The sequence below is a fragment of the Flavobacterium longum genome (assembly GCF_965137575.1).
GTDB classification, from domain to species: domain Bacteria; phylum Bacteroidota; class Bacteroidia; order Flavobacteriales; family Flavobacteriaceae; genus Flavobacterium; species Flavobacterium longum.
Window position 1 is genome coordinate 588,628 of the sequence record NZ_CBCRZJ010000002.1, and the last position, 12,677, is coordinate 601,304.

The 12,677-nt window shown below is 46.8% G+C and carries 15 protein-coding genes; 12 read left to right on the forward strand and 3 right to left on the reverse strand.

What is annotated here, in order from left to right:
• The first annotated feature begins 144 nt into the window (after positions 1 to 144).
• The 10 genes from ACM9J1_RS05560 (at position 145) to ACM9J1_RS05605 (ending at position 8,228) form a co-directional block, all read left to right on the forward strand.
• Positions 145 to 960, forward strand: coding sequence for a MotA/TolQ/ExbB proton channel family protein (locus ACM9J1_RS05560; protein ID WP_415580975.1), 816 nt, complete (start codon positions 145 to 147; stop codon positions 958 to 960).
• A gap of 35 nt (positions 961 to 995) precedes the next feature.
• Positions 996 to 1,613, forward strand: coding sequence for an ExbD/TolR family protein (locus tag ACM9J1_RS05565; RefSeq protein ID WP_415580977.1), 618 nt, complete (start codon positions 996 to 998; stop codon positions 1,611 to 1,613).
• Between the two features lie 18 nt (positions 1,614 to 1,631).
• Positions 1,632 to 2,234 (forward strand): ExbD/TolR family protein, encoded by a 603-nt coding sequence (locus tag ACM9J1_RS05570; RefSeq protein WP_415580978.1) that lies wholly within the window; start codon positions 1,632 to 1,634, stop codon positions 2,232 to 2,234.
• A 22-nt stretch (positions 2,235 to 2,256) separates the two neighbouring features.
• A complete protein-coding gene (locus ACM9J1_RS05575) occupies positions 2,257 to 3,048 on the forward strand; it encodes an energy transducer TonB (RefSeq protein ID WP_415580979.1) in 792 nt (263 codons plus the stop codon).
• Positions 3,049 to 3,119: 71 nt separating this feature from the next.
• A complete protein-coding gene (locus ACM9J1_RS05580; RefSeq protein WP_415580980.1) occupies positions 3,120 to 3,287 on the forward strand; it encodes a hypothetical protein in 168 nt (55 codons plus the stop codon).
• Positions 3,280 to 4,158, forward strand: a complete 879-nt coding sequence (locus tag ACM9J1_RS05585; RefSeq protein WP_415580981.1) for a PstS family phosphate ABC transporter substrate-binding protein — start codon at positions 3,280 to 3,282, stop codon at positions 4,156 to 4,158. The genes ACM9J1_RS05580 and ACM9J1_RS05585 overlap by 8 nt, the downstream gene beginning before the upstream one ends.
• Before the next feature lie 22 nt (positions 4,159 to 4,180).
• Positions 4,181 to 5,848, forward strand: a complete 1,668-nt coding sequence (locus tag ACM9J1_RS05590; RefSeq protein ID WP_415580982.1) for a tetratricopeptide repeat protein — start codon at positions 4,181 to 4,183, stop codon at positions 5,846 to 5,848.
• A gap of 83 nt (positions 5,849 to 5,931) precedes the next feature.
• Positions 5,932 to 6,561, forward strand: coding sequence for a 7-carboxy-7-deazaguanine synthase QueE (locus ACM9J1_RS05595; protein WP_415580983.1), 630 nt, complete (start codon positions 5,932 to 5,934; stop codon positions 6,559 to 6,561).
• A gap of 67 nt (positions 6,562 to 6,628) precedes the next feature.
• Positions 6,629 to 7,036, forward strand: coding sequence for a DUF2059 domain-containing protein (locus tag ACM9J1_RS05600; protein WP_415580984.1), 408 nt, complete (start codon positions 6,629 to 6,631; stop codon positions 7,034 to 7,036).
• Positions 7,037 to 7,076: 40 nt separating this feature from the next.
• Complete coding sequence (locus tag ACM9J1_RS05605; RefSeq protein WP_415580985.1) at positions 7,077 to 8,228, forward strand: aminotransferase class V-fold PLP-dependent enzyme; 1,152 nt, start codon at positions 7,077 to 7,079, stop codon at positions 8,226 to 8,228.
• On the opposite strand, the gene ACM9J1_RS05610 is transcribed toward ACM9J1_RS05605, so the two are convergent.
• Positions 8,200 to 8,922, reverse strand: coding sequence for a class I SAM-dependent methyltransferase (locus tag ACM9J1_RS05610; protein WP_415580986.1), 723 nt, complete (start codon positions 8,920 to 8,922; stop codon positions 8,200 to 8,202). The two genes, ACM9J1_RS05605 and ACM9J1_RS05610, sit on opposite strands and share 29 nt — an antisense overlap.
• 11 nt (positions 8,923 to 8,933) lie before the next feature.
• On the opposite strand from ACM9J1_RS05610, the gene ACM9J1_RS05615 reads away from it, so the two are divergent.
• On the forward strand, positions 8,934 to 9,428 hold the full coding sequence (locus ACM9J1_RS05615) for a YkgJ family cysteine cluster protein (protein WP_415580988.1): 495 nt from the start codon (positions 8,934 to 8,936) through the stop codon (positions 9,426 to 9,428).
• On the opposite strand, the gene ACM9J1_RS05620 is transcribed toward ACM9J1_RS05615, so the two are convergent.
• Both ACM9J1_RS05620 and ACM9J1_RS05625 read right to left on the reverse strand, forming a co-directional pair.
• Positions 9,425 to 9,652: a hypothetical protein gene (locus ACM9J1_RS05620; RefSeq protein ID WP_415580989.1), complete on the reverse strand. Its 228-nt coding sequence runs from the start codon at positions 9,650 to 9,652 to the stop codon at positions 9,425 to 9,427. The genes ACM9J1_RS05615 and ACM9J1_RS05620 overlap by 4 nt on opposite strands.
• A gap of 53 nt (positions 9,653 to 9,705) precedes the next feature.
• A complete protein-coding gene (locus ACM9J1_RS05625) occupies positions 9,706 to 10,962 on the reverse strand; it encodes an exo-beta-N-acetylmuramidase NamZ family protein (protein ID WP_415580990.1) in 1,257 nt (418 codons plus the stop codon).
• Positions 10,963 to 11,026: 64 nt separating this feature from the next.
• Here ACM9J1_RS05625 and ACM9J1_RS05630 point away from each other — a divergent pair, with 64 nt between their 5' ends.
• Positions 11,027 to 12,262, forward strand: coding sequence for an ABC transporter permease (locus tag ACM9J1_RS05630; protein WP_415580991.1), 1,236 nt, complete (start codon positions 11,027 to 11,029; stop codon positions 12,260 to 12,262).
• Positions 12,263 to 12,677 lie beyond the last annotated feature (415 nt).

The window sequence follows — 12,677 nt, forward strand, 5'->3', positions numbered from 1 at the left end:
ACGCTTTTGGCTGGGTTAAGCTATTGCTAATAATATTAAAAAAAGTTTTTTTATTAAAAGTAAAAATTTAAATTTGTCGCTTTCGTGTTAACCACAAATCAATAAAAACTTATAAATTATTTTCAAAAACTAAAATTCAGAAAAATGGCAAACGTTAAAAAAGAGAGTGGATCAAATGGAGGAAGCATGTTCTCATTGATCGTAATTGTAGCATGTATCTTAATTGGATGGGTCATTTGGCAATTCGTGATGGGAGCCGGCTCTAACTTTGAAGGTGGCGATAATTCAGGTCACCCACTGCCAGGCAACTATCTTGCAATGGTGTACAAAGGAGGTCCAATTGTACCTGTGCTGATGGGATTGCTTTTGATGGTTGTCGTTTTCTCGATTGAAAGGTTCATGGTCATCACTAAAGCTGCAGGAAAAGGCAACCTGGATTCATTCATGAGGAATGTTCAGGCAAGCATCACCAGCGGAAACATTGACGGTGCCATCGCCGCTTGCGACAAACAACAAGGTTCTGTAGCGAATGCCATCAAATCGGCATTGCTGAAATACCAGGAAGTAAAAAGGGAAGGCTTGAGCAGCGAAGAAGCGGCTGAAACCATCCATAAGGAAATCGAAGAAGCTACGGCGCTCGAAATGCCGATGCTGGAGAAAAACCTTACTATTTTGTCTACACTTGTATCACTGGGTACGCTTGCAGGTCTCTTGGGTACGGTTACCGGTATGATCAAGGCGTTTGGCGCGTTGGCAACAGCAGGTACGCCAGACCAAGCGATGTTGGCAAACGGTATCTCGGAAGCGTTGATCAACACCGCTACGGGTATCTCGACTTCGGCCTTGGCGATCATCACGTACAACTTGTTTACTTCTAAAATCGATACGTTGACGTATTCAATCGACGAAGCTGCTTCAACGATTGTAAACACTTACCGTCACTACAGGGCAAAGAACTAAGATTTTAGCATCGTTTAATATTTAAAAAGAAACAGATGGCTAAAGTTAAAATGTCAAAAAAGATGACGTCTATTGACATGACCGCGATGTGTGACGTTGCGTTCCTGCTCTTGACGTTCTTTATCCTGACGGCCACCGCAAAACAGCAAGAACCGCTTCCGGTGGATACGCCGGCATCGACGGTACAGACCAAGTTGCCTGAAAACAATTTGGCCACCATTACCATCGGCAACAAAGGCGTGGTGTTTTTCGGGATGACCGACAGGGATATCAGGGAAGAAACCCTGAACATGATGGCGCAAAAGTATAACCTTACTTTCTCGGAAGAAGAGAAGAAAAGATTTGCGCTAATTGAAACTTTTGGCGTTCCGGCGCAAAATCTTAAGGAAATCATTGCGATGAACAGCACGGAAAGAAATAAGAAAGGCGTACAACCCGGCATTCCAAAAGATTCTCTTAATAACCAATTGGCAGATTGGATCCAGTATGCGCGCAGGGCTACCATTGACCTGCACGACAAGGAAATCGCGATAGCCATCAAAGGCGATGCGAAGGAGCAGTATCCGCAGATCCGTCAAATCATGGATATTCTTCAGAACCAAAAGATCAACAGTTTTAACCTGGTGACCGGTTTAAGGAACGAGAATTTTTAATCTACTAAAGAAAGAAAAATGGCTGAATTAAATACCGGCGACGGTGGCGGTGGTAAGAAAGGCGCGAAAAAAGTACGGAGTAAAAAGCTCAACTCAAAAGTGGATTTGACCGCGATGGTTGACTTGGCGTTCCTGCTCATCACGTTCTTCATGCTCACCACGTCATTGTCAAAGCCGCAGTCTATGGATCTCGGCTTGCCAGATAAAGACGATGATCCGTCCAAAAACAAGGACATCAAGGTGGATGAAAACCGCACCATGACACTTCTTCTCGGAGACAACAATAAAATGAAAATGTACATGGGGTTGTTGGCTACGCCTAAAGTGGCACCGAAAGACATCACTTATGGCAAAGAAGGCATCCGTCAGGAAATCCTGAAAAGGAAAAAGGAAGTGTTGGCATACACCGGAAACAAAGACAAAGGCATGATTGTAATCATCAAGCCAACAAAAAAGTCTACGTATCGCAACCTCGTTGATATCCTCGACGAAATGGCCATCACAGACGTGCCCACGTATGCTATCGTAAACGATTTTACTCCCGAAGAAAGTAAACTCATTGGTGTTGACAACGCTGGCGCGAAATTAGATGGCGGCGCTGAACAAACTGCAACTCCCTGATCCGGGATAAAAACTTAGTGCAATGAAACTAGATTTATTAAAGAAAACATGGCTTGATATCGTCTTCGAAGGGCGGAACAAAGCCTATGGCGCATACGAGCTCCGGTTAACCAATCCGAAGACGTCATTGCGGGCTTTGCTGATAGGCGGCGTTATTTTCAGCTTCTTGGTCAGCATCCCAGTTTTGGTGAAGTTGCTTCCGGAAAGTAGTGCGGACGACACCACGCTCGACAAGAAAATCGTAACGGTAAAGCTGCCGCCGAAAAAAGAAGTTCCGAAGAACCTTCCGCCACCGCCACCGCCGCCGCCAAAAGTGGATCAGGTGAAATTCGTGAAACCGGTGGTCGCAAAAGCTGAAGAAGTCGTAGAAGAACCGCCAAAGATTGACGATACCAAGAACAAGAAGATTGGTGACGAAAACATCAAAGGCGATCCGAACGCGCAGCTTACAGTTGAGCCGGTAGGAAATGGCCCAACAGATGTAGTGGAAGAAGACAACAGTATCCACAACATGGCAGGTATCGAAGTGAAACCGGATTTTCCTGGTGGACTTCAGAAATTCTATGACTATGTAAGCCGAAACTACCGTATTCCGGAAGAAGATGGCCTTAACGGGAAAGTATTCATCACATTCGTAGTGGAAAAGGACGGTTCGCTTACCGATATCAAAGTCATCCGTGACATTGGTTTTGGCACCGGAAAAGAAGCCATCCGCGTATTGAAAAGTTCTCCACGTTGGAATCCAGGTGAGCAGAACGGTAAGAAAGTCAGGGTACAATACTCGCTGCCAATTACAATCAAATCTCCGGACTAGTGCGTAATTTTTCAGAAAGAAATCAGCAGAAGAAATCGCCGAAAGAGCGATTTCTTCTCGTTATAGGAATTTTGTTTTTCCTTGTATACTTGTTCATGGGCTTGGCCGTCATTTTCTGGGAGGGCCTGCCGCTCAACATCGCCAAGCCATATAAAATCGCGCTCGGTATCATCCTGATTGTGTATGCGTTCTTGCGCTTCATGCGATTTTTCACCGCTAACAAAGACACTGATGCCTAATTTTTTAAACAGATTGACCCTTGTATTCCTGCTGACTTGGATGGTGTCATGCGGCAAGAAGGAAAATAAAGAAACCATATTGGAGGGCAAAGTCACTATATGGGTTGACGAAACCGTGTTTCCTGTAATCGAAGATCAAGCGATGATATTCGAAAGCCAATACGATGCGAAAATCAATTTGGAAGCAAAGTCTGAAGCTGAAATCATCAATGCGCTATTGGTTGATAGTGCACAAGTTGCCATTTTGTCACGAAACTTTACGCCACAGGAGTTGAAGGTTTTTTCCAATCGGAAAATCATCCCGAAAGTCACCAAATTTGCTGTTGACGGCATTGCCCTGATTTGCAATAAAAAGACAGGGGATACGTTGGTAACTTTGTCGGACGTAGTCGATTTCATGAAAGGCAAGAACGTTGCGTCACTTAAAGGATTGGCGTTCGATAATCCGAACTCGAGCACACTTCGTTACCTGAGCGATCTCGCGGGAGTGAAGTCAAACCGAGCCGAGATTTATTCCTTCCATAACAACGCCGAAGCCATAAAATACGTGTCTGAAAACGATGGTATTGTCGGGGTGATTGGCCTGAATTGGCTGTCGCAACCTTCGCCCGAAATGCAGCCTTATCTCGAAAAGATTTCCGTGGTAAGGGTAAAAGATAAAGGCGACTACGTTTTTCCTTCGCAAAACAACCTTGGCGAAGGAAAGTATCCTTTGGCACGTGATTTGGTCGTCGCGAATTGTCAAGGTTTTTCAGGCCTTGGTATGGGGTTCGCCTCATTCATCGCCGGGGAAAGAGGGCAACGGATTGTTTTAAAATCCGGCCTTTTACCCGCAAGAGTTCCAACCCGGAAAATCGCCATAAAGAAATAGTATTAATTTTAAATTGAACGTAATGAACAAATTGAAAATATTCAGCATTGCCTTGTTGTCAATCGCCGGAATCAGCCATGCACAAGACATGGAGCAAGCGAAAAAGGCCATCGATGCTGAGCAGTACGACAAAGCCAAAGGAATGTTGAAGGGTATTTTGCAGAGCAAACCTTCAAACGGCCGCGCCGCCTATCTTTTGGGAAATATCTATCTAAAACTAAACGTTCCCGATTCGGCCAAGATATTTTTTGACAAAGGTGTTCTGGCTTCCGAAGGCAGCAAATTGAACTACGCCGGTTTGGGCCAGCTCGAGCTTGACAAAGGCAATACGGCGGCCGCCCAAGCCAATTTTGCCAACGCGACCAAAGATCTGAAGAAGAAAGATACCGAAGAATTGGTGGCTGTCGGAAAGGCGTACACCAACAGCGATAAGCCTGACTACAAAGCCGCGTTGACCTTTCTCAACAAGGCGAAAACCGCCAATCCAAATGATGCGCAAGTATTGCTGGCTTTGGGCGATGCCTATTACAAAGATAAAAATCAGAACGACGCTTATACCGCCTATCGTGACGCCTTGATGGCCGACAACACGATGATCAGGGCGAAAATGCAGCAAGGCGTTTTACTGAAAGGTGCGCGCGCCTTCAATGAAGCGGTAAAGTCGTTGAATGAAGTTGTCGCCAGCAATGCGAGTTACGGCCCAGTCTATCGCGAGTTGGCCGAAACGTATTACCTCTGGGGCGTCAACGAACCAAAGAAGTACACAGAAAACATCCAGAAGGCGCTTGCCTATTATGAAAAATACATGAGCATGACAGACTATTCGCTGGATTCCAGGATGCGTCATGCCGACTTCCTGATTTTGGCCAAAGATTACAAGGCGCTGGAAGCCGAGGCTGAAAAAATGAAGCAACTGGACAAAGTCAATCCTAGGATTTTGCGTTACTTGGGTTATTCCGCCTACGAAAACGGAAATGTGGATGTGGCCATCAAATCACTCGAAGATTTCATCGCCAACCCTTCCAATAAAGTCATTGCCCGCGACTATCTGTATTTGGGTCAGGCGAAATTGAAGAAAGCGAACGCGACGGGTACAGTTGATGCCACCTTGTTCACCGCTGGTGTTGCCGATTTAAGGAAGTCGGTAGAAATGGAAATCACCATGAGCAGCGATTTGTCTGACGTCGGCAAGAAGTTTTTCGCCGACAAGAAATACAAGGAAGCAGCGGCGATTTTTGAGATTGCGATGATGAATCCAGATTCCAAAACGTACAATGATGACATTTTGTATTACGCCATCGCGGTGAATACCGTAAATGCCAAACTTGATGTCGCGCAACGTGACAAAGCAGCGCTCCAGAAAGCCAATGCAGGATTAGACGCCATTTTGGCCAAGTATCCGACTTATCAAGATGCTTACTATTACAAAGCGCGTTTGTTTAGCACGCTGGAAGATGGCGTCTCGATGGTGAAAGCCTATGAAGACTACATCAGGGTTTTGACCGAAAAAGGTGCCGAAGAATTGGCGAAGCCTGCCAACAAAAGCAAGTTGACCGAATCCTACAACACGATCGCCGCAAACTATGCCGATACAGACAAAGCCAAGGCAATTGAATATTTCAACAAAACCTTGGCGCTCGATCCGGCAAACGCTTATGCCACCGAATCGTTAAAGACTTTGAAGCGATAATAAAAAGAGACCGGCAGTTTTGCCGGTTTTTTTATTGCATTTCCGAAACTGCAATTCTGTATCTTTGCGCACTATTTTAAAATATGTCAGAAGAAATTAAACAAGCTGTTGCCCGAGGCGAAATGTTGCCGCTCATGGAAGAATTCTACACCATTCAAGGTGAAGGTTTCCACACCGGTACGGCCGCGTATTTCATTCGGGTTGGCGGTTGCGATGTGGGTTGCCATTGGTGTGACGTCAAGGAAAGCTGGGACGCCAATTTGCATCCGCCGACGGCTACCAGCGAGATTGTCGCCCACGCGAGGCAATACGCCGATACCGTTGTGGTTACCGGAGGTGAACCGCTTACTTGGGACATGTCTGTACTCACAAGCGAACTGAAAAGTCAAGGTATGCGCGTTCATATCGAAACGTCGGGCGCTTATCCGGTCACGGGAAATTGGGATTGGTTTTGCCTGTCGCCCAAAAAAACTAAGCTTCCGGTTGATGAAGCCTATGATTGCGCCGATGAGCTGAAAGTCATCATCCACAACAAACACGATTTCATATTTGCCGAGCAGCAAGCCGAGAAAGTCAATGTGAACGCCATTCTATTCCTACAGCCGGAATGGAGCAAACGGGAAGAGATGACGCCGTTGATTGTGGATTATGTGATGAGCAACCCAAAGTGGCGGGTGTCGTTGCAAACGCATAAATACCTGAATATTCCTTAAAATTTAATATTGCCCGTCAGTACAGGCCATTTTAATCACTATTTTTATCACAACTAAAACCTTAAACATGAAAAAAATTCTTCTAGTTGTAGCATGCGTGCTTGCTGCACAATTGTCAATGGCCCAAGACGAAGCGTTCAAGAAAGATGTAATGAAGCTTTTGGAAATCAATGGTAGCGGTGCGTCTATGGACGTCGCTAAAACCCAAATCCTGAAGATGATTCCGGCTGCAAAGCAAGACGCTTTCCTGATTGAGTTCAATGCGTCTCTTCCGTCGTTTTACGAGAAAATCGCCAAAGTATATATGGAGGTTTACACCAAGCAAGATGTAAAAGACATGATTGCTTTTTATGAGTCGCCGGTTGGGAAAAAGATGGCCGCCAAAGCCGGTGAAGTGACCGAGAAGTCGCAAGCAGCCGGCGCCGAATGGGGACAAAGCTTACAGCCGATGATGATGAAATACATGGGCGAATAACCAAACAATAAATCCCGACTGGTTCGGGATTTTTTATGCGATGAAATCAAAATTCCTGCTTGATTCCGAGATAACTTATTTAAATCACGGCGCGTTCGGGGCGTGCCCAAAACCCATATTCGAAGACTACCAGAAATGGCAGGCCGAATTGGAACACCAGCCCACGGCATTCATCACCAAGAAACTTCCGCAGTATCTCAGGACGTCCAAGCAGGCGCTGGCCCGGTACATCAATTGCGACGCAGACGATTTCTTCTTCGTGTCCAATCCTACCTTCGCCATCAATGTGGTGATGCGCAGCCTTGATCTGAAACCGGGCGACGAAATATTGGCTACGAACCACGAGTATGGTGCCATGGACCGCACTTGGGATTTCTATTGTAAAAAGTCGGGCGCTAAGTATGTGCGGCAGGAGATTTCGCTTCCGATACAGTCCAAGGAACAAATTATCTCCGAGTTCTGGAAAGGTTACAACGCCAACACCAAAGTCGTTTTCCTGAACCAGATTTCCAGCGTGACATCACTTATTTTCCCGGTAAGGGAAATTTGCGAGAAAGCCCAGCAGTTGGGTTTGATCGTGATCGTCGACGGCGCGCACGTGCCCGGACACATCCCGCTGGATATGCAACAAATCGATGCTGATTTCTACACCGGGACGATGCATAAATGGATGCTGGCGCCAAAAGGCAATTCGTTTCTTTGGGTGAAAAAGGAGTTCCAGGAACGGCTCGATCCGCTTGTTGTGAGTTGGGGTTACCAAAGCGATTCGCCGGGCAACCAATTTCTTGATTACCATGAGTTTATCGGTACGCGTGACATGGCGGCCTTCTTGACCGCGCCGGCAGCGATACAGTTTCTTGAAGAAAACGATTGGTGGCAACAATCGAAAATAGGCAAGGCATTGATCCGGAAACATTATCCGCGGTTTTGCGACTTGCTCGGCAGCGAACCGATTTGCCCGGTCACGGAAGAATTCTTGGGGCAAATGTGCAGCATCCCGATTCGGACAAGCCACCCGACCGCGTTAAAGGAAACGCTTATCGATACCTACAAGATTGAAATCCCGGTGATGAAAATCAACAACCGTTTTTTTATCAGGATTTCGCTTAACGCATACAATTCCGAAGCAGATTTGGAAAGGCTTTACACCGCATTGACCGAAATCAAGGCTGCGACCGATTTCCTGCAATAGTCAGCCGCGCCAAATAGTCGTAGTGCACGCCTTCGGCCACCAATTCGCAGTGCAACCCGTGCGCGTTGGCGGCATTCTGCAACGTATTGAAATCCATATACAGCCAATCAAACGGCGTTTCTTGTTCGCCTTTGTACGAGAGGTAAAAAGTCAATTCGCCGTAATAATTACGGTCTGAAGTTATCCATCGTCCGCCATCGTCATCTTCATCGAACATGTAAATAATGTCCGAAGAGTCGATCAGGATTTGCCCGCCCACTGAAAGCAAAGATTTTAGTTTGGCCAAATAAGCCGACACGTCTTTCAATCGTCCGAAAATCCCGGTGCCGTTCATCAGCAGTAAAATGGTATCGAACACGCCTTCCACATCGCGCAGATTTGCCACTTCAGCATTTTTTACGCCGCGCAAACGGCAGGCTTCGATGGCGTTGGGCGAAATATCGATGGCTGTCACGTCTATTCCTTTCTCTTGCAAATATAGGCTGTGGCTTCCGGCGCCACATCCCACGTCGAGCACTTTCCCCGAGGCCAACCGCAACGCTTGCTGTTCGATTTTGGGCATATCGTTAAACCCCCGGAACAAATAGTCTACGGACAATTCGTCGGCATCTGAAATAGAGGTTTCGGTCACCAGATTTTCCGGATTATTCCCGGTTTGATAATCCAGAATGGCTTTGCCCATCAAATCTTTCATAATTTTGCTGTATGGAAAAGTTCCTGAGTGCGTTGCCCAAGCTCGCCAAAGATAAGCATAACGAGAACAAGAAGTATTTCGACAAGCTCAAAAAGAAGCCGCCGAAAAACCTCGACTATCTCATGCAGGATTTGCACGATGACGAGTTCAAAAGAACCGATTGCCTGCAGTGTGCGAACTGTTGTAAAACCACCGGGCCATTGTTTACGCTGGCCGATGTGGAGCGCATCGCCAAACATTTCCGACAAAAGCCACAACAGTTCATCGACCAGTATTTGCGCATTGACGAAGACAAGGATTACGTGTTGCAGTCGCTGCCGTGTACCTTTTTGGACGCAGACAATTACTGTATGATTTACGATGTCCGGCCCAAAGCCTGCCGAGAGTTTCCGCACACCGACCGCAAGAAATTCCAACAAATTGCGAATCTCACATTAAAGAATGTGGCCATCTGTCCGGCGGCTTTCCGGATTGTAGAAGAGATGAAAAAGAAAATTCCTGTTTAAACAAACAGGAAGTCTTCAGAAAGCAAGTGTTCAGTCTGGGTTTTTCGCCCGCCGACCGATTGTACGAGTGCGTCGATGGCCTGCTCGATCCATTCCACGACTTTCATCACCCAGGTTTTTACTTTGAGGAAGAATTCAGAAGTCCTGTCAACCCAAGTATTGATGTAGCCCACAATGCGTTGCAGTTCGTCCATATAGCGCAATAAGAGTTCGGCGGTTTTCATGTGATGTAGTTTAATGATTACCCCTAAAATAACCATAGAATTCCTAAAACGGCTCAGTACAGCTCATAAAGTTTTCTTATTTTTTTGAATCGCTCCAGCCCTTTTTGCCAGCTTGACCGGATTTCATCCTCTGTCATTCCGTCCTCGATTTGCTGCTGGAGTTTTTTTGTACCGGCCAGTTTCGTGAAAAACGGGATGAAAAATTTCGACTTGTCTTTGGTGTTGGTGTAGGCCCGGATCAGCCATTTCAATTCCAGCTGGGTCACTTTCGGCACCGCGGATAAATCTTCGCCGTAGCAGGTTTTTCCTTTCAGTGGCGGTTCTTTTGCGCCCTCGTTCGGTTGCGGAACGAAGCTAAAACCCGTATCGGGCAAATCGGGCGATCCGTAAACCTGGAATTGCTTGTTGGTGCCGCGCCCCAAACTCACATTAGTTCCTTCAAAAAAACAAAGGCTGGCATACAGGTTTATGGCTTGGTCGTTTGGCAAGTTTGGCGACGGGCGCACCGGCAACGAATAGTCCATCGTTCGCTTGTAGTCCAGACAGGGAATCACCGTCAAGTGGCATTGGATGCCGTTTTTGAGCCATTTTTCCCCGTTGATCATTTTCCCGTATTCACCGATGGTCAGCCCGTGTAGCACCGGAATCGGGTGCATGCCCACAAAACTCGTGAATTCTTTTTCCAATATCGGGCCGTCCACGATGCTGCCGTTCGGGTTCGGTCGGTCGAAAACAACCAACGGGATATTGTTTTCCGCGCAGGCTTCCATCAAATAATGTAACGTCGATATATACGTGTAGAACCGCGCGCCGACATCCTGCAAGTCAAACACGACGACGTCCAACCCAGACAATTGTTCGGGTTTCGGCTTTTTATTGTCGCCATATAAGGAAATAATCGGCAAGCCCGTTTTGGTGTCTTTGCCGTCTAGTATGTGTTCGCCCGCGTCGCCCGTGCCTCGGAAACCGTGTTCGGGCGCAAAAATCTTCGTCACACTCACGTGTTGAGACAACAAGAAGTCCACAACCGAAATCGCTTTTCCGCCATCAGCTTTGGCTTTGGGGTTCCCATCGTCGCCTACGGTTACAATGCCGGTTTGGTTGGTCACTACACCAACATTTTTGCCCTGCAGCAACGGCAAATACACCTTGGCGTTTTGCGCGCCGGGCTTGATTTCGGGCACCATTTTATAGGTGAAGGAAAACACAACATTTTCTTTCTGTTTTTTGGGTTGCGGCTTGTTGTTGCTTTTGCAACTCGTGGCAAATGCCAGCAGAAGAATAGGCAATATCAATTGGATTTTTCTCATAAACAGATGGTAAAACGTCGGGGCCAAGGCGCTAAACTTTATATCTTTGTCCAAAACCAAACGCTTGAACGCAGCCTATTTCATCGCGCGAAGACTGACGCAGTCTAAACAGCATAAAAGTAGTATTTCGGCCCCAATTATAAAAATCGCCATTTCGGCGGTGGCCATCGGTATGGTGATGATGATTGTCTCTGTCGCTACCGGTTTGGGTTTGCAAGAGAAAATCAGACAGAAAGTTTCGGCGTTCAATGGCCATATCGTGATTTCCAATTTCGACGACAACCAGTCTGACGTCAGCCTTAATCCTATTTCAACCAAGCAAAATTTTTACCCGCAGTTTAAATCGGGCGAAGGCATTTCGCACATTCAAGCGGTGGCCAACAAAGCCGGGATTATCCGCACCGAAACCGCTTTCGAAGGCATCGTACTCAAAGGCGTCGGGAGCGATTACAATTGGAACAACCTATCAGAATACATCGTCGACGGCCGTAAACCCAATTTTTCCGACGGCATTTCCAACGAAATATTGCTGTCGAAATACCTGGCCAATCGGCTCGACCTAAAGGTCGGTGACCGTTTCAATACCTTTTTCATGAAGGATACGGGAAACCAATTGCCGTTCGCCCGGAACTTTACTGTGAGCGGTCTATACGATTCAGGTTTCCGTGATTTTGACGGTACATACATTATCGGTGACATCCGGCAGGTGCAACGCATGAACAAGTGGCAGCCAGACCAAGTGGGCGCTTTCGAAGTCTTCGTGGACGATTTTACCCAAATCGACCAAAAAGGGAAAGAAGTTTATGAAAGCATCGGTTCCACGCTCGATACGCAAGCCATCACCAACAAATACGCTTACATTTTTGACTGGCTCAAGCTATTTGATTTCAACATTTGGGTCATTCTCGGCATCATGGTTTTGGTGGCCACCATTAACATGGTCGTGGCGTTGCTGGTGCTCATCCTGGAGCGCACGCAGATGATTGGCATCCTCAAAGCCTTGGGGGCAGACAATACATCGGTCCGGAAGATTTTTCTCTACAATGCCTTTCACTTAATTGCCCGCGGATTGCTTTGGGGCAACGGCATCGGTATCGGGTTGTTACTCGTGCAACGCTACACCGGATTGGTGACGCTCGACCCAGAAAATTATTATGTAAACGAAGCGCCGGTCTATTTCAATTGGCTCTACATTTTGTTGCTCAACGTCGGCACCGTTGCCATTTGCTTATTGGTGCTACTCATCCCCAGTTATATCATCACCAAAATTTCCCCGGTCAAGGCTATCCGTTTTGATTAGTTGGGCGTTCCGGCGCCATTGCATTATGCCGTCGGGCTTTCGGCGGTCGCTTTGCAGACCCCAAAGGTTTTCAAAACCTTTGGGGTCTTGGGCAAGAGCTCCGACAACGCCTCCATCCCTAACGCGGCGGTGTTGCGTGTGCGCTGCACGGTCGACCTTTGGGCGCGGCGAAAAAACTTTCCCCGGAATGGCCTTGGGAATCAGGTGTTAAGAAACTTTATCAAATTTTTTTTCCGAAAACATTTGGATAAGTGGATTTCTGTCGTACTTTTGCACCCGCTTTGAAGCGCAAGTGACGGGGCGAGAATAGGAAAAAGTTCATAGACATATTGGATTGACAGCACTTACAGGAGACTGTAAGAAGCTAAAGAGTAAGGAAAGAATTACGTTAGAATGATTACCTTGGGTTTGATCG